The following is a 23,213-nucleotide window of genomic DNA, read 5'->3' as shown; positions in this document are numbered from 1 at the left end:
ATCACCCCGGTCAATGCCGCATGACCATGGTCATGCAACGCATTCGGTAGTGCCGGCCGCTGGCCGGCAACCTGCCGGAATCTGCGGGCGCGTGCCGTGTTGCCGGCCAGCGGCCGGCACTACCGTCAAACAATCAATGCACTTCGTCGTGATAGACGAACTTCGGCATTTCCCAGCGGTAGTGGATCGCCAGCAGGCGCAGCGCGAAGCCGCCGCCGAGGCAGCACAGGATCGCGGTGGCGTCGGCCACGCCCCAGTGCAGCAGCAACAGGTAGGCCGCGCCGGTCAGCAGCGCGATGATCGCGTACAGCTCCTTCTGGAAGATCAGCGGCACCTCGTTGCAGAGAATGTCGCGCAGCACGCCGCCGAAGGCGCCGGTCAGCATGCCGGCGATCAGCACGATCGGCATGGCATGGCCGGCCTCGCGCGCGATCGAGCAGCCGATCAGGGTGAAGGCGATCAGGCCCAGGCCATCGAGCACCAGGAAGGTGCGGCGGAAGTGGTGCATCCAGCGCGCCACCCAGGTGGCGATCAGCGCCGCGCACACGGTGAAGCCCAGGTACTCGGGATGCTTCACCCAGCCCAGCGGGTAGTGGCCGAGCAGGATGTCGCGCAGCGAACCGCCCCCGAGGGCGGTGACGCAGGCGATCATGACCACCCCGAACAGGTCCATGCGGCGACGGCCGGCGGACAGCGCGCCGGTCATGGCTTCGGCGGAAATGGCGATCAGGTAGATGATGGACAGCAGCATGGGACAGGCTCCGGGCGCGGTGGGGCCGGCCATGCGCGACTACCGCCACTGCCTGCGCAATGACGGGATGACGATGACCGGTGCCGCTCCCGCTGTCCTTTTGCCTGAGAGTTCAGCGGCGTTGGCCGCGTGCCCCTTCGGCGGATCGTCCCGGGCGTGCCCGGTGACCTCTCTCCAGCTCGGCGAGTCGAATGCATGGTTGGTGGGATTCCAGCCCACCGGCCTGAGCGATCATGGGAGCCTGCGCCTTCGGCGGGCGCCAGCGCGGCGCCTCTCTCCTGCATTCGGGCGCCAGTATATCCGCTGCAGTGCAGCACGGCATAATCCGGGCATGGCCCCGTCCCTCCGCCCGTGGTTCCTGTACCTGCTCGAATGCCGCGATGGCAGCTACTACGCCGGCATCAGCACCGATGTGGAGGCGCGTTTCGCCGCCCACCAGGCCGGCAAGGGCGCGCGCTACACCCGGGCACGGCCGCCACTGCGCGTGCTGGCCGTGCGCGAGTACCCGGACCGGGCCGCCGCCTCGCGGGCCGAGTGGCAGCTCAAGCAGCAGCCGCGCGAACGCAAGCTGGCCTGGCTGCAGGCCCCGGTCCTGTAGATCCACGCCATGCGTGGATGGTGTGCTGGGCCATGCCATCATCGCCACATCCATCGACACAGGAAGCGGTCCGATGAAATCCTGCTGGATGCTGATGTTGACGTTCTGTATCCCCCTGTCGGCCTGCGCCCAGACTCCGCCACCGCTGCAGCACGGGCAGATCGGCAGCGCCGCCGAACTGGCCGCACAGCGCGGCCCGGACACGCCCGAGCCCATCCACCTGCGCCGCGACCAGGTGCCGCCCGATCTGGTCGACCTGATCCCGCTGGCCGAAAAATGGGGCATCGGCGATGACCTGCTGCGCGATGAGATGCAGGAACATGCCACCGACGCGGAAAAGCGCGCGATAGCTGATGCGCTGAAGCATCGGCATGCGCGCATCTCCGCCTGGCTCGACAGTTTCCCGCAGGGCCAGCCGATGACCGACGAAGCGGCCGCGTTCCTGTACATGCAGCTGAGCGTCGACGAAATGGGCCTGATGCAGTAGATCCACGCCATGCGTGGATGCGGCTTGCCCATGCGATGATCGCCCCGCGCCCAGAGCCGGAGACCCGGATGTCCACGATTGCCCTGCTGTTCGCTCTTTCCGCAGCAACGAGCCCTGCCGCCGACCCGGCCACCATCGCGGCCATCGAAGCCACCTGCCACGATTACGTCGACGGCCAGCTGGAGGCCGACCCGCAGCGCGTCGCCCGCTCCCTGCACCCGGACCTGGCCAAGCGCGCGGTGCTCGGCGAGACACCCGACGAGCGACTGGGCCTGCGCCGCATGTCGAAGGAAGAGCTGGTCTCACTGACGAAGCAGGGCGCGTTGAAGACCCCGAAGGATCAATGGAACCGCCGCTGCACGGTGCTGGACGTGACCGGCAACGCGGCCTCGGTGCGGCTGGAAACCCCGTGGTTCGTCGACTACTTCCACATGGGCCGCTTCGACCAGCGCTGGGTCATCGTCAACGCGCTGTGGTACCCGAAACCAAAGGCGCAGTGAGCGATGGGCGCCGCAGGTAGAGCTTGGCTTTCAATTGCCGGTACTGCGAGAAAGGAAGACCTCTGCCGGGTTTGGTCGAAACGGCGAGTGCCCGGCGGCCTGATGAGGCAGTAGAGCCACGCCATGCGTGGCTGAGCTCCATGCGGCCTGCACAGACATTCATCCACGCATGGCGTGGATCTACTCCCAGGCAGAGAACCCGTGTCCGTCTTCGGCCCTAGCGCCCTGGTCGCCGGTCTTCCTGGTCATCACCGAAGATGATGCGCGCGCTGCGCTGGTAGCTCCAGTACGCCACGGCCCAGTTCAGCAGCACCACGATGCGGTTGCGGAAGCCGATCAGGAAGAACACGTGTGCGGCCAGCCAGAACCACCAGGCGAGGACGCCCGAGAGTTGCAGCCTGCCCAGGTGCACGATCGCGGCCATGCGGCCGATGGTGGCCAGGTTGCCGAAGTCGGCGTACTTGAAGGGACCTGGTGCCGGCTTGTCGTCCAGGCGCGCGCGGATCACTTCGGCCACGTACTTGCCCATCTGCTTGGCGGCGGGCGCGACGCCGGGCACCGGCTTGCCATTGGCTTGATTCAGTGCGGCCAGATCGCCGGCCACGAACAGCTCGGGGTGGTCGGGCAGGGTCAGGTCCGGCTGCACCTGCACGCGGCCGGCGCGATCCAGCGGCACATCCAGGGTGCGCGCCAGCGGTGAAGCGGCCACACCGGCGGCCCACACCACAGTGCGGGCCGGCACGAACTGATCACCGAGCTTGAAGCCCTGGCTGTCGATGTCGCTCACCGGGGTGCCGGTCAGCACTTCCACGCCCAGCTTTTCCAGCTGACGGCGCGCCTTCAGCGAAAGCACTTCCGGGAACGAAGACAACACGCGTGGGCCGGCCTCGACCAGCCGCACCTTGGCGCTGGCAGGATCGATGTGGCGGAACTCGTTGCGCAGCGTATGCCGCGCGATTTCTGCCAGGGTGCCGGCCAGCTCAACACCGGTAGGTCCACCGCCGACCACGGCGAAGCTCAGCCACGCCGCCTTCTTCGCGGGGTCCGGTTCGGCCTCGGCGCGCTCGAACGCCAGCAGCAGCTTGCGGCGCAGTGCGATGGCATCGTCCAGCGTCTTCAGCCCGGGCGCATCATCGGCCCATTGGTCGTTGCCGAAGTAGGCGTGGGTGGCGCCGGTAGCCAGCAGCAGGCTGTCGTAGTCCAGCGTGCTGCCATCGGCCATGCGGATCTGCCGGGCCTGCTTGTCGATGGTCACCACTTCGCCCAGGCGGACTTCCACATTGCGCTGGTGGCCGAGGATGTGGCGCAGCGGCGCGGCGATGTCCGGCGCGGACAGGCCGGCGGTGGCCACCTGGTACAGCAGTGGCTGGAACAGATGGTGGTTGCGGCGGTCGACCAGGGTGATGCGTATGCGCTCGCGGGCCAGGGCACGGGTGGCCCAGAGACCGGCAAAACCGCCGCCGACAACAACCAGGTGGGGAACGCGCTCGCGACTCATCGACTCACTCCAGTGGGGGCATTGGGGGAAGCGCCTGGCATCTTCGCACGATGGCGCCCTGTCACGTCAGCGCCCGCATGGATCGGCGATACTCGGGTTCAGGCAACCGCCCGTGAGGAGCCCATGAGCGAACCGGAAAAGCGCATCGCCCTGTTGATCGACGCCGACAACGCGCCGGCCTCGAAGATCGACGAGGTCCTGGCCGAAGTCGCCCGCTACGGCGTGGCCAACGTGCGCCGCGCCTATGGCAACTGGAAGAGCCCGCGGTTGAAGGGTTGGGAGGCCGTGCTGCACGAATATGCGATCCGCCCGATCCAGCAGTTCGCCTACAGCAAGGGCAAGAATGCCTCGGACATGGCGATGGTGATCGATGCCATGGACCTGCTGTACGCGCGCAATCTCGATGGCTTCGCCATCGTGTCCAGCGATGCCGATTTCACCCCGATGGTGATGCGCCTGCTGACCGATGGCGTGAAGGTGTATGGCTTCGGCGAGAAGAAAACCCCGGAGCCGTTCGTCAACGCGTGCTCGAAGTTCACCTATCTGGAAGCGCTGGGCCAGACCCATGCCAGCGTGCCGGATACCGAACAGGCGTCCAGCGAACAGGCATCGAACGAGCCTGTTGCCAACGACGATGCCCGGCCACGCAAGAGCGGTGCGGAAATGCGCAGCGATACGCGGCTGGTGAAGATGCTGCGCCGTGCGGTGTCCTCGGCCGAGGGCGAGGATGGCTGGTCGCACCTTGGCCCGGTCGGCAGCCAGATCGGCAACCAGGCCTCGTTCGACCCGCGCAACTACGGTTACGGCAAGCTCAGTGACCTGCTGGCAGCGATCGGGCTGTTCGAGCTGAAGAAGGACGGCAAGTCCTCCTACGTGCGCGCGCTGCCGAAGAAAAACCGGTAGTGCCGGCCGCTGGCCGGAAAGGAACCGGTAGTGCCGGCCGCTGGCCGGCAGCGCGCAGATGCCCGATTCCACATCCGCCACCCACACACCCACTCCGATCAGGCGTATCGTTGCCGCTCGCATTGCCAGCAAGGAAAAACCCGCATGTTGAAGATCTGGGGCCGCCGCAATTCCAGCAACGTCCGCAAGGTGCTGTGGTGCGCCGAGGAGATCGGCCTGCCGTATGAATCCATCGAAGTCGGTGGCAGCCACGGCGGCACGCAGACGCCGGAGTACCTGGCGATGAATCCCAACAGCCTGGTGCCGGTGATCGAAGACCATGGCCTGCCGCTGTGGGAATCGAATGCCATCGTGCGCTATCTGAGTGCGCGCTACGCGCTGGGCACGCTGTACGCCGAAGACCCGATGGAACGCGCCCAGGCCGAGAAGTGGATGGACTGGAGCACCTCGCGCATGGCGCCGCTGTACACCGACCTGATCTGGGGCATCATGCGCACCGCCCCAGCTGACCGCGACGAAGCGCGCATCAATGCCGCCATCGTGCGTGCCGGTGACTACCTGGCGATGGCCGATGCCACGTTGGCCAGACAGCCGTGGCTGTCGGGCGAGACGTTCGCGATGGGTGACATCCCGCTGGGCTCGCTGATCTATGCCTGGTTCGAACTGCCCATCCAGCGCCCGGACCTGCCGCACCTGGCCGACTGGTACGCCCGCCTGCGCGAACGCCCGGCCTACCAGCGCGGCGTGATGTCGCCGCTGACCTGAGGGGTAGCGCCGGGCCATGCCCGGCGAGCGTGGTATGCGGAGGACCGCCGGGCATGGCCCGGCGCTAGCGTTCGTCTGCCTCAATACAGATCCGTCGGGTCCATACGGACCGACGGTAGAGTCGAGCTTGCTTGACTGTTTCTGGCGCACGGCAGTCGAGCAAGCTCGACGCTACGCAGCATTGGGCAGCGCCCTCAATACAGATCCGTCGGATCCACATCCAGGGACCAGCGCACCTTGCGTGCCTCCGGCAGCGCATACAGCTGCGGCACCAGTTGGGCCAGCACGCCATGCAGCGGTGGCCGCTGAAGCGCGGACAGCAACAGCTGCGTGCGCTGGTAACCGGCACGCCGCGGCATCGGCGCCGGCATGGGCCCATAGGCCTCGACCACGTTCTGTTCGCCCAGCAACTGCCGCGCCGCCAGCAGGAACGCATTGGCATGCTCGACCTGCTGTGCCTCGGCGCGCATCAGTGCCAGATGCGCGAACGGCGGGAATCCGGCGGCCTGGCGCTGGTTCAACTCGGCCTGCGCGAACGGGTGGTAGCCACCGCTCACCAGGGTTTCCAGCAGCGGATGCCCGGGGTGATGGGTCTGCAGCCAGACCTCGCCGGGATCGCGTGCACGGCCGGCGCGGCCAGCGACCTGGATCAGCTGCTGTGCCAGTTTTTCACTGGCACGGAAGTCGGCCGAGAACAGCCCTTCGTCGATGCCCACCACCACCACCAGTGTCAGCTTCGGCAGGTCGTGGCCCTTGGCCAGGATCTGCGTGCCGACCAGGATGCCGGGTTGGTCGCCCAGCCTCGCCAGCTGCTGTTCCAGTGCGTCGCGTCGTGAGGTGGTGCCGCGGTCGATGCGCACCACCGGAAAATCGGCGAAGGCGGCGGTGAGGTGCTCTTCCAGGCGTTCGGTGCCGATGCCCTGCGGCTGCAGCGCCAGGCTGCCGCAGGCCGGGCATGCCAGCGGCGCCGGTTGCCGCGCACCGCAGTGGTGGCACTGCAGCCGGCGGCCGCCACCATGCACGGTCATCGGTGCATCGCAGCGGTTGCACGGTGCGGTCCAGCCGCAGTCGTGGCACAGCAGCACCGGCGCATAGCCACGGCGGTTCTTGAACACCAGCACCTGCTGGCCACGCTGCAGGTGCTCGCCGATGCCGGCCAGAACATCGGCCGAGAGGCCATCGTGCAATGGCCGTTTGCGCACATCAAGGATGCGCACGCGCGGTGGTCGTGCATCGCCGGCACGCTGCTTCAGGCGCAGGTGGGTGTAGCGCCCGGCATAGGCGTTGTGCAGGGTTTCCAGCGAGGGCGTGGCACTGCCCAGCAGCACCGGGATGCCCAGGGCCTTGGCCCGCACCAGGGCGAAATCGCGCGCGTGGTAGCGGATGCCGTCCTGCTGCTTGTAGCTGCCGTCATGTTCCTCGTCGATGATCAGCAGACCGGCCTGCGGCAGCGGCGTGAACACTGCCGAGCGGGTGCCGACAATGACGCGTGCTTCACCACGTGAGGCGGCTGCCCAGACGCGAGCGCGCTCATTATCGTTCAAGCCCGAATGCAGCGCATGCACGGCGATGCCGAGGCGGCCGCGGAAGCGTGCCAGGGTCTGCGGAGTCAGGCCGATTTCCGGCACCAGCACCAGCGCCTGCCTGCCCTGTGCCAGGCAATGGATGATCGCCTGCAGGTAGACCTCGGTCTTGCCGCTGCCGGTCACGCCATCCAGCAGGAAAGGCTGGAAGCCGTCGGCGGCGTTGATCGCAGTCACGGCCTCGGCCTGGTCCGGGTTGAGCGTGGGCCCGGGCAGCGGCTGCGCATGCTGCGGTGCCACCGTCATCGCCACGCGCTCGGCCAGTGCACGCTTGGCCAGACTGCGTGCGGCGGTGCGCCAGTCCTCCATGCGTTCGCCCAGTACGTCTTCATCCACCACGGCCTCGGCCAGCAGTTCGGCCAGCTGCCGCGGGCGGCTGCCGGCGCGCAGCTTCCCGCGCTGGGCATGGCCTTCGGGTGTCAGTTGCCAGCCCCAGTGATGGGTGTCGGGCAGGGCCTCGCCGTGGCGCAGCGGGCCGGGCAGGGCGGTGCTGAGTACTTCGCCCAACGGCGCGTGGGTGTAGCGCGCCAGCCACTGCAGGCTCTGCCACAGCTCACCCTGCAGCAGCGGCTGCGGGTCGCACCAGGCCAACGCCTGGCGGAGTCCCTGGCCGTCGTCGGTCTGGCCGTGTCCCACCACCACACCGACCAGCTCACGGTTGCCGAACGGCACCTTCAGGCGGCAGCCGACCGCAACCGTGGGGGCCACGCCCTCCGGCGACAGGTAGTCGAACAGGCGGGGCAGGGGGACGGGCAGGGCGACCTGCAGGGTCGGAATCGGTGAAAGCATCGGGCCAGTGTACCGGGCCATGCGCGCGCGAATGGCGGAGTGGGCGGCGGCGGGGCGGGGCCCGTTGAATCATAAATGTCACCTAAATATCGGTGTCCATTGGAGATTCAGTCTTATCCACATGTTCTGTGGATAACGCTGTGCGTTACCGGTCGGCGGGCGCGCAGGAGGCCGATGGCGACGGCCTCACGCTCGGGTTGGTCAAAAAATCGCCATACTTTAAAATCCATCAAAATCAATGATTTAAGTGTGAAGCAATGCTGAAACAGAGTGAATTCAGCTGGATGCCACAGTTTCCTGCGCAGGCAGCGTGGTGCTGTGCACAACCTGCAGCACGAAGTGCCTGTGGGCGCAAGTCCTACGGGCGCCGATGGCCTGCCGCTATCATGCGGGCAGACCTTTGGAGTGATCGATGACGGCTGTGCCCGCCCCTGTTTCCTCGACCGCGGCCGGCGCGCTGTCGGCGTTCCTGCGAGGTGTTGAACGCCGCGCCCTGGTGGTGGCTGAACTGCAGTGCGGCGATGCTGCCCGGGCCGAACAGACCCTGGTGGCGGTGATGCGCGCGTTTGCGGCGGTCGCCAGTGACCTGCCGATGGCGCAGTGGCCAACCCGCTTCTGGACCCTGCTGGGCCAGCGCCAAGCGCTGCGTGAGCCGGTGGGCGGCCAGTGGGAGCCGCCGCTTGCCGCCTTGGGCCAGATGGGACCGTTGCCGCGCCTGGCGCTGTTGCTGCGGGTGGGCGGCAGCCTGGATGAAGGTATCGCCACGCGCGTGCTCGACCAGGACGAAGCCGGCTACCAGCAGTTGCTGGCCGATGCCTGCCCGCGTGACGCGCACGGCCAGCCCGACGCCTCGGCCTGGCGCCAGCTGGCCGAACAGGTGCAGCTGCGCATCCGCGATCTGCCCGTCAAACGCCTGCAGCAGCTGCAACAGCCGGCCGCACCGACGAACAGCAGTGAAGCGCCGACCTCCAGCTGGCGCACCCCGCAGCGCGACGAGCGGGCTGCAGCCACTGGCAAGCGCCGCCGCGCCAATGCCAAGCCGCGCTGGCGCGGTCCGTTGATCCTGCTGATAACCGTGGTGGTACTGCTGGCCGCCGCGCTGGGCTGGCGCCATTGGCAGGGACATTCGTTCGGCAGCGACGCACCGCTGCCGGAAGGCGTGGTTGGTGAGGCGGGTCCCGTCACGGTGGAAGCACTGCCGCCGAGCAAGGTCAATGCCACGCCGGACGCGACCCCTGCGCAGGCGACGGACGACGCCACGATGCTGGCCGACCGCGACTATCCGCTGGTGGCCGATGCCGATCTGTATGCATGGACCGCCGCGGGCGGCCCGCTGCCGGTGGACGAGTCGCAATCCAAGCCGAGCCGGCCGGAGCCGGCCAGCGCCACGCTGGAAACCGCTGCTGCCGATGAATAAGACCGTATTCGCCAGCCTGCTGCTGGCCCTGCCGTTGTCGCTGTCCGCCGCGCCGCAGACCTTGAACGTGCCGCTGCCGCCGCCAGTGCCGGGCAGTTCACCGGCGGCCCCGGCCACCACAGGTACGACGCCCGCTGCGTTCGCCCAGCTCGATGCCCAGCAGCAGCGCCAGCGCCGCGCCGACTACGCCGCATGGCGGGCATTGCCGGAGGGCGAGCGTGAGCGGATCCGTCAGGCCGCTGCGCGATTCAATGCGTTGCCGGCCGACCAGCAGCAGCGCCTGCGCCAGCAGTTCCAGGCGCAGGACCAGGCCTTCCGCGAAGGCTGGCGGCTGGGCCCGCAGCTGGGCCTGGAGTTCCCCAAGCTGCACGGCCTGTTCGGCTTCGTGCCGCCGGAACAGCGCGAGGCCGCGCTGGCCGTGCTGCGCCAGCTCAGCCCGGCGCAGCTGGCCCAACTGACCCTGGTGGCACAGCGCACGCCACCGCAGGAGCGCGACAAGGTCCGCGGCGCGTTCCTCGCGGTGCCGCCGGCCGAGCGCGATACCTGGCTCAAGCGCCAGGCCGGGCAGTAGAAAGAAAAGGGGACGGAGGGGATTAAGTCGTATTCGGCACAGTCGGGCTTGAAACGACTTAATCCCCTCCGTCCCCTTTTTCTGTTCGTAACGTGATCGCAACGCGTGATGCCGGGGCCTGCCGGAACCCAGCATTCACGCCATGTCATGGGAATGCGCGCGCTGCACGCGTAAGATGGCGGCCCGCAACCCGGTGCCTGTGCCCTTCGCGCGCAACCGTAGTTCGCGTCAAGCACCTTATGTCTACTGCAACCTCCACGCCGCGCTTCAGCAAGGAAGTCGGCGCTACCGGTCTGCTCGCCCTGCCGCTTGTGCTCGGGCATGTGTCCACCGGTCTGATCTCCTTCGTCGACAACGTCATTGCCGGCCACCACGCCACGGCGACCCTGGCCGCGGTGACCATCGGCACCGCCCTGCTGTGGCTGCCGATGCTGATCCCGATCGGCACCCTGATCTCGCTCACCGCCTCGGTGTCGCAGCTGCATGGCGCCGGCCGCGAGCGCGAGATCGGCCCGCTGTTCCGCCAGGCACTGTGGCTGGCGCTGGGCCTGGGCCTGATCATGTTCACCTTCCTCACCGTGGTGCCGCCGCTGCTGCCTGCGTTCGGCATCGCACCGGACATCGTGCCGGGGGCCACCGCGTTCCTGCATGCGGTGCGCTGGGGCGGACCTGCGCTGACCCTGTACTTCTGCATGCGCTATCTCAGCGAGGGCATGCACTGGACGCTGCCGACCATGCTGCTCGGCTTCGGTGGCCTGCTGGTGCTGGCACCGATGGGCTACGTGCTGGCCAACGGCAAGCTCGGCTTCCCGGAAATGGGCGCCGAGGGCCTGGGCATCGCCTCGGCGGTGATGATGTGGCTGCAGGCGATCGCCTTCGCCACCTACCTGTGGTTCACCAAGCGCTTTGCCCACCTGCAGCTGTTCTCGCACTTCGAAGGACCGCGCTGGAAGGCGATCTGGGACCTGCTGCGCACCGGCCTGCCGATCGGCATCACCGTGCTGATGGAGGGCGGCCTGTTCATCGTCACCGCGCTGCTGATCGGCCGCCTTGGTGCCAATGAAGCGGCCGCGCACCAGATCGCGATCAACGTCGCCCAGCTGTGCTTCATGATCCCGATGGGCGTGGCCGAGGCCACCACCGTGCGCGTCGGCCATGCGGTCGGTCGTGGCGATGGCTTCGGCGTGCGGCGCGCGGCCTGGGCCGGCTACGCGATCATCATGGGTACGCAGACGTTGTCGGCAGCGGTGCTGCTGTTCGGCCATGACGCCATCGTCGGTGTCTACACCAACGACCTGGCGGTGGCCGGCCTGGCCTCCACCCTGCTGCTGTACGCGGCCACCTTCCAGTTCCCGGATGGCATCCAGGTGCTGTCGGCGGGCGCGCTGCGCGGGCTGAAGGACACCCGCGTGCCGATGTTCATCGCCATGTTCGCGTACTGGGGCCTGGGCATGCCGCTCGGCGCCGGGCTCGGCCTGGGCCTGGGCATGGGCCCGCAGGGCATGTGGATCGGCCTGATCGTCGGCCTGACCGCCGCCGCCATCCTGATGGGCTGGCGCCTGCGTCGCAGCAGCCTGCGCATCGGCCAATCGATGTTGTCCTGATCGTCCCGCCCGCCCTGCCGACCCATGGCGGGCGATCCCCTGACTTGTGTCCGATGCCGCATCACACGGCACCGGCTATGCTGGCACCACGGCAAGAAGCCATCCGGAGCGTTCCATGAATCAACCCGTGCCCCCGCTGCCCCCGGCGCGTCGCAACCCCGTCGCCAGTTTCTTCATCGGGCTGTGGGACGTCATGAACTTCACCCGCCGGTTGATCCTCAACCTGGTGTTCTTCGGCCTGCTGTTCCTGCTGCTGGTGATGTTCGTCATCGCCGCCGGCATGGGCGCCGGTGCCAGCAAATCGCTGCAGGACCGCACCACCCTGGTGATCGCGCCGGAAGGCCGCCTGGTCGAGCAGTTCAGCGCTGACCCGGTCAGCCGCGCGCTGGCCAAGGCGGTGGGCGACAACGGTGCCGAAGAGATCCAGCTGCGCGACCTGCTGCGGGTGATCGAGTCGGCCAAGGAAGACAAGAAGATCGAGCGCGTGGTGCTGGAGCTGGACAAGCTGCAGCCGTCGGGCTTCGCTTCGCTGCGTGAAGTGGCCGCGGCTCTGCAGGACCTGCGTGCGTCCGGCAAGCAGCTGGTGGCCTACAGCGAGAGCATGGGCCAGTCGCAGTACCTGCTGGCCGCACAGGCCGACGAGGTCTACCTGGACCCGATGGGGTCGGTGGTGCTCGAGGGCCTGGGCCGCTATCGCCAGTACTTCCGCACCGGCCTGCAGGACAAGCTGGGTGTGGACGTGCACCTGTTCAAGGTGGGCGAGTACAAGTCCGCCGCCGAACCCTACGTGCTCGACGCCGCTTCGCCGGCCTCCAAGGAAGCCGACCTGTTCTGGATGAACGACGTGTGGCAGCGCTACCTGGGCGACATCGCCAAGGCCCGCCGCCTGGATCCGGCACAGCTGGCCGCCGGCATCGACACGCTGCCGGAAGGCATCGCCGCTGCCGGTGGTGACCTGGCCAAGTTCGCCCTGCAGCAGAAGCTGGTGACGTCGCTGAAGACCCGCGAGGAATTCGAGGATCTGATGATCGAGCGCGGCGTGGCTGACGACGATGCCGACGGTGGTTTCCGCAACATCGACTTCGGCTCCTACCTGGGCCAGCTCGATGCGCGCCGCAACCCGGTCGACAGCCGTCCGCAGGTGGCGGTGGTGGTGGCTGCCGGCGAAATCAGCGGTGGCGACCTGCCGGCCGGCCGCATCGGTGGCGAATCGACCTCGGCGCTGCTGCGTGCCGCGCGTGACGACGAGAACGTGAAGGCCGTGGTGCTGCGCGTGGATTCGCCGGGTGGTGAAGTGTTCGCCTCCGAGCAGATCCGCCGCGAAGTGGTGGCCCTGCAGGCCGCCGGCAAGCCGGTGGTGGTGTCGATGGGCGACCTGGCCGCCTCCGGTGGCTACTGGATCAGCATGAATGCCGATCGCATCTATGCCGATCCGTCGACCATCACCGGTTCGATCGGCATCTTCGGCATGGTGCCGAACTTCAGCCGCGCGCTGGACAAGATCGGCGTGCACACCGACGGTGTCGGCACCACCCGTTTCGCCGGTGCGTTCGATGTCACCCGCCCGATGGATCCGGCCGTGGGCCAGGTCATCCAGTCGGTGATCAACAAGGGTTACGCCGACTTCACCGGCCGCGTCGCCGACGCCCGCAAGAAGCCGGTCGAGGCCGTCGACGAAGTGGCCCGTGGACGCGTGTGGAGCGGTGCGCAGGCCAAGGAACGTGGCCTGGTCGATGCCTTCGGTGGCCTGAAGGATGCGGTGGCCGATGCCGCCAGCCGCGCCAAGCTGGGCAAGGCTGACGCCTACCGCGTGCGTTACATCGAGAAGGCGGCAACGCCGTTTGCGCAGTTCGTCAGCGGTTTCGCCGGCAGCCGTGCAGGTGCCTGGATGCTGTCCGACTCGGGCATGGCGCGGATGGTGCTGGCGCGCACGATGCCCGAAGTGGATACGCAGCTGCGCTTTGTCGAGAACGCGGCCCGCGAGAAGGGCAACGGCACGCCGGTGAAGGCGCTGGCGTACTGCTTCTGCGGGTTCTGATCGGAAGCCATCCACGCACGGCGTGGATCTACTGGAAGCGCCCGGCCTCGGCCGGGCGTTTTCGTCTGCGGGGTTACTGCGTCGCGTCGGCCTCGGCCTTGCGCTCACGCGCGGCGGCATCGTCCACGGTCTTCTGCACGCCCTTGGCGCGGTCCAGCGGTTCGTTGATTGCGCGCGACATCGCCCGGGGCACCGGTGGCTTTTCCGGGTTCGGCGCCGGTGGGCGCTGACAGCCCGCCAGCAGCGCGGTGGCCAGCAGGGACGTGGGCAGGATCAGGATGCGCATGGCGGCACTCCGTGATGGGCGTGCGGGCAGTGTCGCATCCTCGGCAGGGGGCGGCCGTGAGCGCGTATCCTTGCCGCATCGAAACACAGCGGGCGCGGCCCGGGAGAACACATGACCCAGCAACGGTGGCGCCTGGACGGCCAGACCGCCCTGATCACCGGCGCCAGCGCCGGCATCGGCCTGGCCATCGCGCATGAACTGGCTGGCTTCGGCGCCGATCTGATGATCGTCGGCCGTGATATCGACATGCTGGAGACCGCGCGCGACGAACTGCTGGACGTGTATCCACAGATGCAGGTGCATGCGCTGGCCGCCGATGTCTCAGACGACGAGGACCGCCGCCAGATCCTGGACTGGGTGGAGGATCATAGTGATGGCCTGCACATCCTGGTCAACAACGCCGGCGGCAATGTCACCAAGGCGGCCACGGAGTATTCCGAGGACGAATGGCGGAAGATCTTCGAGACCAACCTGTTCTCGGCCTTCGAGCTGTCGCGCTATGCACATCCGTTGCTGGCACGCCACGCGTCGTCATCCATCGTCAACGTTGGCAGCGTGTCCGGCCTGACCCATGTGCGCAGCGGCGTGGTCTACGGCATGACCAAGGCGGCGATGCATCAGATGACCCGCAACCTGGCCGTCGAGTGGGCCGAGGATGGCATCCGGGTCAACGCGGTGGCGCCGTGGTACATCCGCACGCGGCGCACGTCCGGTCCGTTGGCGGACCCGGACTACTACGAGGAAGTGATCAACCGCACGCCGATGCGTCGTATCGGCGAGCCGGAGGAAGTGGCCGCAGCCGTGGGCTTCCTGTGCCTGCCGGCGGCCAGCTATGTGACCGGCGAGTGCATCGCGGTGGACGGCGGTTTCCTGCGCTACGGGTTCTGATCTTTCAGCAGGTAGTGCTGGCCGCTGGCCGGCAACTGCAATCATCTGCAGATCCTGTGGTTGCCGGCCAGCGGCCGGCACTACCGGTGGCTGTCACCCCGGTACCGGGCAGTTGCTGGCCTCCAGCACACCCTGCAGCCGCTCGCGTTCACCGCGCGCGGTATCGCGGTTCTCCGGCGCGGCGAAGCGCTCACGGCCGCGGGTATCGCGGAAGCGCTGCTGCCAACCACCGCAGCGCTGCGCTTCGGGAAGCGCTTCGCAGTGGTCGCGCACCACTTCACAGCTGGCGGCATTCACCGGCGTCACTCCGCCAAGGCCCTGTACCGTCATCAGCTCGCAGCGGCCGGGCGCGGCTTCGTACTCGTACAGGTAGCCGCCGCCCTGGCTGTCGGTGCACTGGAAGATCGGAGGAAGCGGCGGCTTCGGTGGACCGTCACCTGCCGCGGCGCGGGCCTGGGCATCGCGGCGCAGCGTCGCGCTGTCGAGGATCTGGTCGTCTCCTGCGTGTTCGACCATGCCTGCTTCCATGATCGTGCGTCCTTCGTCCGCGCGTCGTGGTTTTGCTGGGGCCGCAGGGGCAACAGCCGGTCCGGCCGGCACCGGCGCGGGTGTTTCAACGGGCGCGGATGCAGGTTCGGCGACTACAGGCGCAGCGGCGGCCGCCTGCGAGTTGGCCGGGTCGGGGATGCGCAGCACCTGCTGCTTGCTGCCGGTGGCGCACGGCGTGCGCTGCAGGGTAGGGACGTCACTGCTGCTGGAGGTACAGCGGTAGATCACGCCCTCTTCGGCCAACGCGCTTCCGGGCAGCAGCACCAGGAGCAGCCAGATCACTCGGTTCATGCGCACAGCGTACAGGCTGCGACGGCGTGCTGCGCTCAGCGTTCGCAATCGCGCGACAGGCGCGCATCGATACCGCGCTGTTCGTTGCTGATGGCGGTGCGTTCACTCTGCAGCGCGCTGTTGTAACGGCGATCCAGCTCCCAGCGGCGGTCACTCAGCCGTGCGCAGACTTCCTGTGGTGGCAACGCATGGCAGCTGTCGCGGACCAGCACGCTGCCGGCCGGCACCTGCACGTCCATGCCGATCGAGGGGCGGCGATAACCCGTGCCGTCGCCGATCGGCGTGCCGATGGCCGGGCGTGGTCCGGGATAGGCTGGACCACGATGGCCGTGCGGCAGCCAGACACTGGTCCACAGCGGCACCCAGCGCGGATTGCCTTCGTTGTTGTCGCTGGTATAGCGCCGTCCGTCCTCGCTCACGCACTCGTACATCGGCTGCGGCGGCTGGATGTAGACGTGGCGGACTTCGCGCTCGCGGATGACCGGGGGTTCGCTGGGCGGCGGAGGCGTGGCATCACTGCGCACCACCCGTGGAGCGGGATCGCGCGGGCGCTGCAGGTCGCGCACCTGCTGGCGGCCGCTGTTGCACGGCCTGTCCTGCAGGGCGACGGCACCGTTGCTGGCAACGCAGCGGTAGACACGCACGTCCTCGGCCGCGGGTGCCGTCCACGGCAGCAGCAGGCACAGGCTCAAGGTGGTGCGCAGCAGGGTCATGGCGGCAGGGTGCGTGATTGTCCGCAGCAGCGCAATCGCCGGCTCAGGAGCGCAGCACGTTGCCGCTGAGCGCGTCGCGGATCGGGGTGGGCTGGGCCAGGCCGCCGGTCTGCCCATCGAGGATGCCGTCGAGCAGGCGCAGCAGGCGCGGGTCCAGTTCTTCGCGGCTGCGTGCCGGTGGTTCGCCGGCCAGATTGGCGCTGGTGGAGACCAGCGGGCCGCCCCAGGCGCGGCAGAGTTCGGCCACCAGCGGGTGCGCGCTGATGCGCACCGCGATACCGCTGTGTTCGCCGGTGACCCAGGGCTGCGCGCGCGGGCCGGCAGGCAGGATCCAGGTGTTGGCACCGGGCCAGCTGGCCAGCACCGCGCGCTGGCGGGCGTCGGGCAGCGCCTGCAGCCGCACCCAGCCTTCCAGCTGCGCCAGTTCGGCCGCGACCAGGATCATGCCTTTCTCGATCGGGCGCTGCTTCAGCCGCAGCACCATGTGCACCGCAGCTTCGTGCGAGGGATCACAGCCCAGGCCCCAGACCGCTTCGGTCGGGTAGGCGATCACGCCGCCCGCGCGGAGCGTGGCGACAGCAGAGTCCAGGGTGAGTTCTTTCATGGCGGCGACCGGCCCGGCGTGGGCCTTCATTATCCCCCTGCCGCGTGCAGAAGGGGTGGACCCTGGCACCCGGTAGTGCCGGCCGCTGGCCGGCATCAGCGGTAGGTACAGACTGCTGATGGTGGGTGCGAACCGTTGGTCCGCCCCCTCATCCACGCATGGCGTGGATCTACTTCTTTGCAGCGGCCTTCTTCGCCGGGGCTTTCTTCGCAGCAGCCTTCTTCACCGCTTTCTTTGCCGGGGCCTTCTTGGCAGGCGCTTTCTTTGCAGCGGCCTTCTTCGGCGCCGCTTCCTTCTTCACCGCGGCCTTCTTTGCCGGGGCCTTCTTCGCGGCAGCCTTCTTGGCGCCGAAGCCCTTGCGCACCGGCTTGCCGGTTTCTTCCATCAGCTGCTGCACTTCGGCCAGGGTCAGCGCGGCCGGCTCGCGATCCTTGGGGATCTTGCCGTTCATCTTGCCGTCGCTGATATACGGGCCGAAACGGCCGTTCAGCACCTGGATGTCGCTGCCCTCGAACTCCTTGATGATCCGGTTGCGCGCGATCTCTTCCTTCTCTTCGACCAGGAACACGGCACGGGCCAGGTCGATGGTGTACGGGTCGTCTTCCTTCTTCAGCGAGGCATAGGTGCTGCCGCGCTTGGCGAACGGGCCGAAACGGCCGATGCCGACGCTGACCGGCTCGCCCTTGTCCTCACCCAGCGCGCGCGGCATCAGGAACAGTTCCAGCGCGTCTTCCAGGGAGATGGTGTGCATCGACTGGCCGGGGCGCAGCGAGGCGAACTTCGGCTTCTCCTCGGCGTCCTCGGCGGTGCTGCCGATGGCCGCATAGGGCCCGAAGCGGCCCAGGCGCACGCTGACCGGCTTGCCGGTCTTCGGGTCGGTGCCGAGCTCGCGCGCGCCACTGGCCTCGGCACGGTCGACCGATTCCTTCTTGTCTTCCACCAGCTCCTTGAACGGCTCCCAGAAGCGGGCCATCAGCGGGATCCACTCTTCTTCGCCACGCGAGACGGCGTCGAGCTCGTCTTCCAGCTTGGCGGTGAAGTCGTAGTCCACGTACCGGGTGAAATGGCTGGACAGGAACTTGGACACCGCACGGCCCACATCGGATGGGCGGAAGCTGCGGCCTTCCATTTCCACGTACTTGCGGAACAGCAGGGTCTGGATGATCGAGGCGTAGGTCGAGGGACGGCCGATGCCGTACTCTTCCAGCGCCTTCACCAGCGCCGCTTCGGTGTAGCGCGGCGGCGGCTGGGTGAAATGCTGTTCGGCCTGGATGCGTTCCAGCGGCACGCGGTCGCCGGGCTTCATCGCCGGCAGCTTGCGGCCTTCGTCCTCGTCCTCGGCGCTCTTGTTGTCCTTGCCTTCTTCGTACACGGCCAGGAAGCCGGGCACCACCACGGTGGTGCCGCTGGCGCGGAACACATGTTCGCTGCCGGCGGACAGATCGACGCTGACGGTGTTGAGGGTGGCCGGAATCATCTGGCAGGCCACCGCACGCTTCCAGATCAGCTCGTACAGCTTGCGCTCGTCATCGGTCAGGTAGCGCGCCACCTGCGCAGGCGTGCGCAGCGCCGAGGTCGGGCGCACCGCTTCGTGCGCTTCCTGGGCGTTCTTCGACTTGGTCTGGTAGGTGTTCGGCTGGTCCGGCAGCGAGGCGATGCCGTAGTCGCGGGCGATCACGTCGCGGATCTCGGCCAGCGCGTCCTGCGACAGGTTCACCGAGTCGGTACGCATGTACGAGATCAGGCCGACGGTGCCTTCGTCACCGATCGCCACGCCTTCATACAGCTTCTGCGCCACCTGCATGGTCTTGCGGGTGGTGAAGCCGAGCTTGCGCGAGGCTTCCTGCTGCAGGGTGGAGGTGGTGAACGGCGGCGCCGGGCGGCGCTTGCGCTCCTTGCTGGCCACATCGGTGACATGCAGCGAGCCCTGCGCGGCCTGCTGGATGCGCAGGCGGGCGGCCTCGGCGGTGTCGCCGTCGGTGATGGTGAACTGTTCGAACTTCTGCCCGTCCAGCTTGATCAGCTTGGCGTTGAAGTGCTGCGACGGGTGCGCGCACTCGGCGGCGATCGACCAGTATTCGCGGGCGATGAAGGCTTCGATCTCTTCCTCGCGCTCGACGATCATGCGCAGCGCCGGGCTCTGCACGCGGCCGGCGGACAGGCCGCGCTGGACCTTGCGCCACAGCACCGGCGACAGGTTGAAACCGACCAGGTAATCCAGCGCGCGGCGCGCCTGCTGGGCGTCAACCAGGTCGCTGGCGATCGCGCGCGGCTGGCTGATCGCTTCCTTGATGGCGCGCGGGGTGATCTCGGTGAACACCACGCGCTGCATCGGCTTGTCCTTGACCAGCCCGCGTTCCTTCAGGATCTCGGCGATGTGCCAGCTGATCGCTTCACCCTCGCGATCCGGGTCGGTCGCCAGCAGGATGTCGTCGGCGCCCTTGGCGGCCTTGGCGATCGCATCGACATGCTTTTCGTTCTTGTCGATCACGTCGTAGTGCATGGCGAACCCGTTGTCCGGGTCGACTGCGCCTTCCTTCGGGATCAGGTCGCGCACGTGCCCATACGAGGCCAGGACCGTGTAGTCCTTGCCGAGGTATTTGTTGATCGTCTTGGCCTTGGCCGGCGATTCGACGATGAGCAGGTGCTTGGGCATGTCAGGAAAGGTCTGTGGGCGGACCGGGGGAGAGGGGCCGCTAGGGTGGAGCAAACGGCCGCATTAGTGAAGCGGCCACGGGCAAATCCATAAACTGAACGCCCGGTAATGTGCCGGGCGTTCAGGTTTCACCTTATTAGAGGAATCACGCCCGGCCAGCCCATGTCAAGCAGCCAGGCGTGAGGATGGCGTTCATGAGGCCATCTTGGCGATGAAGCCAACCGCGAACACCATGAGCGCCAGGCCCACCAGCGACAGCAGGCCGGTCAGTACGAGCACCAGCACGGTCACCGTGCCCAGCTCCCGGCGCTGCAGCTGCGGCTGGTCGGTGTAGGCCCAGCGGTCGACCACCAGGGTGTCGCAGATCATGTCGTGCAGGCCCTGCTTGCGCTCGGTGAAGGCGGCCATCAGGAAACCGATGCCGAGGGTGAAGGTGCTGAGCACCGCGGCCCAGTAGCGACCAAATGCGCGGGCCTTGGTCAGGCGCTCGCCATTGCTGCGCACGACCTTGATGCCGACCGCCATCTTGCCCAGCGTGGCACCGCCCTGCGAGGCATGGAACCAGGTGTAGTACGCCATGCCGATGGCCAGGTTGATCAGGGCACTGGCCAGCTGGGCCACGATTTCGATGGCCGATTCGCCGCTGCCCACCGCACCCATGCTGGCACCAAGCACCACACCGAGGATGGCGCCGATGATGCCGCCGGGGATGGCCAGCACGAAGTAGTCGATCATGTAGGCCGCCACGCGCTTCCAGAAGCCCGCGTAGACCACTTCGCCGCCCATCACCGGCTGGGCATGGCCGCCGCCGCCGAGCGCCGCAGGGGCGCTGTAGGGCGAACTGCTGAGCGCGCCGGTGCCAGGCAGTGGCGCCGTACCGTTGTCGATGGCGGCATAGTCGCCACGCAGGTCGAAGCCGCCACTGCCGGTGGCCGTGCTGGCGTCGGCCAGTGTCTGCAGTCCCAGTTCGTCGACCACCTGGCGCAGCGCAGCCCACTGCGCCATGCCTTCGCGCCAGACCAGGGTGTCCAGGTTCAGCTGGCCGCGCTGGAAGCGCTGGCGGATCTCCTGGACCGGCAGCGGGCCCTGGCGTTGCTGTCCTTCGGCGTAGTACCACTCAGTCATTGCATGTTCCCTGTTGAATCATCCTTGGAGGTGCTGGCGTGCGCGTGGCTCAGCCGCGGCACGTCGGCGGCAGGTACTTGTCGTTGCTTTCGCCACTGCATTCCCAGCGGCCGCTGTCGCGATCGTATTCCAGCCACAGCAGGTCGCCATCGAGGCTCTTGCCGGGCAACGCCAGGGTGGCTTCGATGCCGCAGTGGCCATTGTTGAAGCGACCGATGTTCACCGCCGACAGCCCTGCATGGGCGAAGTCACCCGGGGCCGGGAAGCCGGCGTCGTTGGCACCGGGGCAACGGCCTTCGTCATCGGCGAAATGCTGCACCTGGTCCTTCAACGGCTGCAGCGCGGTCACTGCGCCGGCGACCTTGGCGCGCACGGTGTAGTCGTTGTAGGCGGGCAGCGCGATGGCAGCCAGGATGGCCACGATCGGGACCAGCACCAGCAGCAGGCCGCCGCCGATGATGGCGGTCAGGGCGCAGCCGGACAGCTTCTTCTTCGGCGCCGGCAGGGCGGTGGCCGATGCACTGGTGGTGTAGGGCGTGGACGGCGGCAGTACCGGCGGCTGCGGCGGAGGCGGTGCCACCGGTTCCGGTTCGGGCTCGGGTTCCACGGGCGGTGCGGCAGCGTCCAGCGCCGGCACGATCAGGCCGAGTTCGTCGACCACGGTGCGCAACGGCTGCCATTGCGGCAGGCCGTCGCGCCAGACCAGGGTGTCCAGGGAGATCTGGTTGTTGCGGAACAACTCGACCAACTGTTCCGCCGGCAGCGGACCCTGCTGCCGGTTGCCTTCTGCATGGAACCACTCGCTCACGGGGACGCTCCTGAATGCGCTATGCCCCCAAGTGTACGGTCAGTGCAGGGGTTCTGGCTCGTCCATGAACATCTGCGTCTCCATCCAGGCGTACGCCGCCTCGGAGCCGGGCTGGTTGAACAGCACCATCAGCACGACCCACTTCAGGTCGTCCAGGTCCAGTTCGTCCTGGTCCAGGGCCATGGCCCGATCCAGCACCAGCTCGCGCTGGTCGGCGTCGAGGATGCCGTGCTGTTCCAGGTACAGCAGGAAACCACGGCATTCCACGTCCAGCTTGTCCAGCTCGGGGCCGTGGTAGACGCGCACGGGGCCATCGACCCGTGCCTGGGCCACGCTCGGCCGCTGCGCGGCCAGGGCATCGAGCCAGTCGAATGCCTTGTTGATCTCGGTTGGGCTGAAACCGGCCTGGATCAGGCCGTTCTGGAGCGAATCGCGGTCACGGATCAGGTCCGCATCTTCGCTGAAATAGTGTTCAAACAGGTACAGCAGTACGTCCAGGATGCTCTCTTTCATTGCCCCTCGGCCTGCGTCGCGCGACGCTGTGGAGGTGAAGAAACTAGGGAGTTCGACAGTAGCGGCCGTGTACGCACACCACGATTCCCGCCAGTTCCATGGCCAGCAGCATGGAGGACACCTGGGGCGCCGTCAATCCACAGCGCGTGATCAGTGAATCCATACCGCTTGGGTTGTGGTCCAGGGCCCGCCACAAGCACTGGTAGTCAGGGTCGTCGGCCCAGCGCGCCGGCAGGAGTACCGGCGGTGCCTGTTCAGTGGGGGTGGCGAGCCGTGATTGCAAGCCCGGCAGCTGCTGGCGAAGGGCGGGCGCCAGCAGTTCAAGGACCTCCTCCGGGTGCTCGACCAGTGCGGCACCCTCGCGGATCAACCGGTGGCAGCCCGCGGCGCGTGGGTTGAGTACCGAACCGGGCAGGGCACAGACCTCGCGGCCGGCCTCGACGGCCAGGCGTGCGGTGATCAATGCGCCGGAGCGCTGGGCGGCCTCGACCACCACCGTCGCCAGCGCCAGCCCGGCCACCAGGCGGTTGCGGGCTGGAAAGTGACCGGGGCGTGCCGGTATGCCCGGCAGGTACTCGCTGAGCACCGCGCCTTCGGCGGCGATGCGGGCCTGCAGCCGGGCGTGGCTGTCCGGGTAGGCCCGGTCCGGGCCGGTGCCGATCACCGCCACGGTGCAGCCCCCGGCGTCCAGCGTGGCCTGGTGGGCGGCGGCATCGATGCCTGCCGCCAGGCCGCTGGTCACCGCCAGCCCGGCTTCGACGAAGCAGCCGGCAAACCGGGCGGCCAGGGCGCGTCCGCCCGGCGTCGGCGAGCGGCTGCCGACCAGCGCCACCGACGGGCGCCAGGCCAGGCTGGGGTCGCCGGCGATGAACAGCGCCAGGGGTGGGTTGGGGACATCCAGCAGGGGCGGGGGGAATGCCGGATCGGTGAAGGCCAGCAGGTGCTGGTTGTCGTCTTGCAGCCAGCGCCGTGCCGCGGCCCAGGCCCGGGTGTCCGGGCGTTCCAGCGCGGCGCACTGCTCGGGCGTGCAGCCGTGCGCGCGCCAGTTCGCGGCGCCCTGCGCGATCGCAATCTCCGCGCTGCCTGCGGCCTGCAGCAGGGCCCGCCGTGGCGCCAGCGCGCCGCCTGCCATCAACAGGCGCAGCAGCGCCTCGTCAGCTTGGTTGGTCATCCCCCCACTATCGAGCGCATACAACAAAGGCGCCCTAGGGCGCCTTCGCATGTGGCTGTCAGGTTTTGCCGGAGGTGCCTGCCGGCCAGCGGCCGGCACTACCTG

General features: G+C 67.9%; 22 protein-coding genes and 2 riboswitches. Of the genes, 10 read left to right on the top strand and 12 right to left on the bottom strand.

The features are described from left to right. Positions 1-133: 133 nt before the first annotated feature. Complete coding sequence (locus tag ACZLIB_RS20540; RefSeq protein WP_005411215.1) at positions 134-751, bottom strand: trimeric intracellular cation channel family protein; 618 nt, start codon at positions 749-751, stop codon at positions 134-136. A gap of 84 nt (positions 752-835) precedes the next feature. Then, positions 836-939, bottom strand: a riboswitch (glycine riboswitch). 13 nt (positions 940-952) lie between these two features. Continuing rightward, positions 953-1,042, bottom strand: a riboswitch (glycine riboswitch). Positions 1,043-1,082: 40 nt separating this feature from the next. Between ACZLIB_RS20540 and ACZLIB_RS20535 the strand changes: the two genes are divergently transcribed. The 3 genes from ACZLIB_RS20535 (at position 1,083) to ACZLIB_RS20525 (ending at position 2,336) form a co-directional block, all read left to right on the top strand. Further along, positions 1,083-1,349: a GIY-YIG nuclease family protein gene (locus ACZLIB_RS20535; RefSeq protein ID WP_049452937.1), complete on the top strand. Its 267-nt coding sequence runs from the start codon at positions 1,083-1,085 to the stop codon at positions 1,347-1,349. A 73-nt stretch (positions 1,350-1,422) separates the two neighbouring features. Continuing rightward, complete coding sequence (locus ACZLIB_RS20530) at positions 1,423-1,836, top strand: hypothetical protein (RefSeq protein ID WP_049400991.1); 414 nt, start codon at positions 1,423-1,425, stop codon at positions 1,834-1,836. 68 nt (positions 1,837-1,904) lie between these two features. After that, positions 1,905-2,336: a nuclear transport factor 2 family protein gene (locus ACZLIB_RS20525; RefSeq protein WP_164080716.1), complete on the top strand. Its 432-nt coding sequence runs from the start codon at positions 1,905-1,907 to the stop codon at positions 2,334-2,336. A gap of 217 nt (positions 2,337-2,553) precedes the next feature. On the opposite strand, the gene ACZLIB_RS20520 is transcribed toward ACZLIB_RS20525, so the two are convergent. Beyond that, positions 2,554-3,834 (bottom strand): NAD(P)/FAD-dependent oxidoreductase, encoded by a 1,281-nt coding sequence (locus tag ACZLIB_RS20520; protein WP_478468581.1) that lies wholly within the window; start codon positions 3,832-3,834, stop codon positions 2,554-2,556. A 123-nt stretch (positions 3,835-3,957) separates the two neighbouring features. Here ACZLIB_RS20520 and ACZLIB_RS20515 point away from each other — a divergent pair, with 123 nt between their 5' ends. Both ACZLIB_RS20515 and ACZLIB_RS20510 read left to right on the top strand, forming a co-directional pair. Beyond that, the gene (locus ACZLIB_RS20515; protein ID WP_010481148.1) at positions 3,958-4,737 is read left to right on the top strand and encodes an NYN domain-containing protein; all 780 of its coding nucleotides are present in this window, start codon (positions 3,958-3,960) and stop codon (positions 4,735-4,737) included. Between the two features lie 144 nt (positions 4,738-4,881). Further along, a complete protein-coding gene (locus tag ACZLIB_RS20510) occupies positions 4,882-5,502 on the top strand; it encodes a glutathione S-transferase family protein (RefSeq protein ID WP_049461958.1) in 621 nt (206 codons plus the stop codon). A 194-nt stretch (positions 5,503-5,696) separates the two neighbouring features. Here ACZLIB_RS20510 and ACZLIB_RS20505 read toward each other — a convergent pair whose 3' ends face one another. Beyond that, positions 5,697-7,874, bottom strand: coding sequence for a primosomal protein N' (locus ACZLIB_RS20505; RefSeq protein WP_189720105.1), 2,178 nt, complete (start codon positions 7,872-7,874; stop codon positions 5,697-5,699). A gap of 412 nt (positions 7,875-8,286) precedes the next feature. Between ACZLIB_RS20505 and ACZLIB_RS20500 the strand changes: the two genes are divergently transcribed. The 4 genes from ACZLIB_RS20500 to sppA all read left to right on the top strand — a co-directional run bounded on the left by ACZLIB_RS20500 (position 8,287) and on the right by sppA (position 13,504). Next, positions 8,287-9,291, top strand: coding sequence for a hypothetical protein (locus tag ACZLIB_RS20500; RefSeq protein ID WP_032129681.1), 1,005 nt, complete (start codon positions 8,287-8,289; stop codon positions 9,289-9,291). Beyond that, positions 9,284-9,862, top strand: coding sequence for a DUF3106 domain-containing protein (locus ACZLIB_RS20495; RefSeq protein ID WP_049423404.1), 579 nt, complete (start codon positions 9,284-9,286; stop codon positions 9,860-9,862). Before ACZLIB_RS20500 ends, ACZLIB_RS20495 begins: the two co-directional genes overlap by 8 nt. Before the next feature lie 239 nt (positions 9,863-10,101). Then, entirely contained in the window at positions 10,102-11,466 is a 1,365-nt protein-coding gene (locus ACZLIB_RS20490) for an MATE family efflux transporter (RefSeq protein WP_032129679.1), read from the top strand. Positions 11,467-11,581: 115 nt separating this feature from the next. Continuing rightward, positions 11,582-13,504 carry a signal peptide peptidase SppA gene (sppA, locus tag ACZLIB_RS20485; RefSeq protein WP_049400998.1) on the top strand — a complete coding sequence of 641 codons (1,923 nt, stop codon included), beginning with the start codon at positions 11,582-11,584 and terminating at the stop codon, positions 13,502-13,504. Between the two features lie 73 nt (positions 13,505-13,577). Here sppA and ACZLIB_RS20480 read toward each other — a convergent pair whose 3' ends face one another. Then, positions 13,578-13,790 carry a hypothetical protein gene (locus ACZLIB_RS20480; RefSeq protein ID WP_478468580.1) on the bottom strand — a complete coding sequence of 71 codons (213 nt, stop codon included), beginning with the start codon at positions 13,788-13,790 and terminating at the stop codon, positions 13,578-13,580. Between the two features lie 111 nt (positions 13,791-13,901). On the opposite strand from ACZLIB_RS20480, the gene ACZLIB_RS20475 reads away from it, so the two are divergent. Next, complete coding sequence (locus ACZLIB_RS20475) at positions 13,902-14,678, top strand: SDR family oxidoreductase (protein WP_010481164.1); 777 nt, start codon at positions 13,902-13,904, stop codon at positions 14,676-14,678. Positions 14,679-14,771: 93 nt separating this feature from the next. Here the strand turns inward: ACZLIB_RS20475 and ACZLIB_RS20470 are convergent, their stop codons facing one another. From ACZLIB_RS20470 to dprA, 8 genes are all read right to left on the bottom strand, one after another. After that, positions 14,772-15,518, bottom strand: a complete 747-nt coding sequence (locus ACZLIB_RS20470; protein ID WP_478468578.1) for a hypothetical protein — start codon at positions 15,516-15,518, stop codon at positions 14,772-14,774. A gap of 35 nt (positions 15,519-15,553) precedes the next feature. Continuing rightward, on the bottom strand, positions 15,554-16,231 hold the full coding sequence (locus ACZLIB_RS20465; RefSeq protein ID WP_478468577.1) for a DUF4124 domain-containing protein: 678 nt from the start codon (positions 16,229-16,231) through the stop codon (positions 15,554-15,556). Between the two features lie 43 nt (positions 16,232-16,274). Then, a complete protein-coding gene (tsaC, locus tag ACZLIB_RS20460) occupies positions 16,275-16,865 on the bottom strand; it encodes an L-threonylcarbamoyladenylate synthase type 1 TsaC (protein ID WP_019338925.1) in 591 nt (196 codons plus the stop codon). 139 nt (positions 16,866-17,004) lie between these two features. Beyond that, on the bottom strand, positions 17,005-19,491 hold the full coding sequence (locus ACZLIB_RS20455; RefSeq protein WP_478468576.1) for a DNA topoisomerase I: 2,487 nt from the start codon (positions 19,489-19,491) through the stop codon (positions 17,005-17,007). Positions 19,492-19,683: 192 nt separating this feature from the next. Then, positions 19,684-20,616 (bottom strand): RDD family protein, encoded by a 933-nt coding sequence (locus ACZLIB_RS20450; protein WP_132810846.1) that lies wholly within the window; start codon positions 20,614-20,616, stop codon positions 19,684-19,686. Positions 20,617-20,665: 49 nt separating this feature from the next. After that, positions 20,666-21,424, bottom strand: coding sequence for a pilin (locus tag ACZLIB_RS20445; protein WP_182266763.1), 759 nt, complete (start codon positions 21,422-21,424; stop codon positions 20,666-20,668). Between the two features lie 39 nt (positions 21,425-21,463). Then, complete coding sequence (locus tag ACZLIB_RS20440; RefSeq protein WP_005411195.1) at positions 21,464-21,937, bottom strand: DUF494 family protein; 474 nt, start codon at positions 21,935-21,937, stop codon at positions 21,464-21,466. Between the two features lie 43 nt (positions 21,938-21,980). Then, entirely contained in the window at positions 21,981-23,108 is a 1,128-nt protein-coding gene (gene dprA, locus ACZLIB_RS20435) for a DNA-processing protein DprA (RefSeq protein ID WP_478468573.1), read from the bottom strand. Positions 23,109-23,213 lie beyond the last annotated feature (105 nt).

The sequence above is a fragment of the Stenotrophomonas sp. 220_Sma genome, from assembly GCF_056487375.1.
Note: the sequence above shows the minus strand (reverse complement) of the source record. Positions and strands in the feature narration are given on the sequence as shown.